The sequence below is a fragment of the Caballeronia sp. GAFFF2 genome, assembly GCF_023631485.1.
Taxonomy (GTDB): domain Bacteria; phylum Pseudomonadota; class Gammaproteobacteria; order Burkholderiales; family Burkholderiaceae; genus Caballeronia.
Window position 1 is genome coordinate 1 of record NZ_JALQDA010000087.1, and the last position, 1025, is coordinate 1025.

General features: G+C 62.4%; 1 pseudogene and 1 other annotated feature. The pseudogene reads left to right on the forward strand.

The annotated features are described in order from the left end of the window. Positions 1 to 51: 51 nt before the first annotated feature. A pseudogene (locus NCT04_RS34225) lies at positions 52 to 1025 on the forward strand (IS3 family transposase); the annotation flags it as partial. Further along, positions 354 to 470, forward strand: a sequence feature (AL1L pseudoknot). It overlaps the preceding pseudogene by 117 nt.

The following is a 1025-nucleotide window of genomic DNA, read 5'->3' on the forward strand; positions in this document are numbered from 1 at the left end:
CCCGGAAATGTAGGAGACTTCGGATCTTGGCTGTAACGGGAGATTTGAAGCATGGAAAGCGAAGGCAAGACAAGGAAGCCCACCGGCACGCGATATTCGGATGAGGTGCGGGAGCGAGCGGTGCGAATGGTGTTTGAGCACCAACACGAGTACCAAACGCAGGGGGCGGCGATCCGCTCAATCGCCTCGAAGATGGGGATGTCGCGCGAGACGCTTCGCAACTGGATCATTCAGGCAGAGCGCGACCGTGGCCAACGAACGGGCGCGACAACTTCGGATTTGGCGCGTCTGAAGGAACTGGAGCGCGAGAACCGTGAGCTGCGCACGGCCAACGAGATCCTGCGCAAGGCCTCCGCATATTTCGCGCAGGCGGAGCTCGACCGCCGATCGAAGCCATGATCGCGTTCATCGACGAGCATCGCGACGTCTACGGTATCGAGCCGATCTGCCGCCTGCTGCCGATCGCGCCGTCGACGTATTACCGGCACGCCGGGCGGCGCAGCGATCCGGAGCAATGGCCAGCACGAGCGCGTCGCGATATTGAACTGAAGGCTCTCATCCGGGCGGTCTGGGAGGAGAACTTTGGCGTGTATGGTGTGCGCAAGGTCTGGCGCCAGTTATTGCGCGATGGCGTGAAGATCGCGCGCTGCACGGTTGCGCGCCTGATGAAGGTGATGGGCCTCGAAGGTGTACGGCGTGGGCGCCGGATCAAGACGACGCAGCGCGACGATGCGGTGCCGTGCCCGATGGACCGGGTCAAACGTCAGTTCCGTGCCGAGCGGCCGAACGCGCTGTGGGTCGCGGATTTTACCTATTGCTGGACATGGTCGGGCTTCGTCTATGTGGCCTTCGTGACCGATGTGTTTGCGCGCCGTATCGTCGGTTGGCGCGTGTCGGCATCGATGAGGACTGACTTCGTGCTGGATGCGCTGAACCAGGCGTTACACGATCGCCAGCCACCGCCCGGGCTCATTCATCACAGCGATCACGGGTCGCAAGGCGGATTCAACCGGTCGTCGCAACAC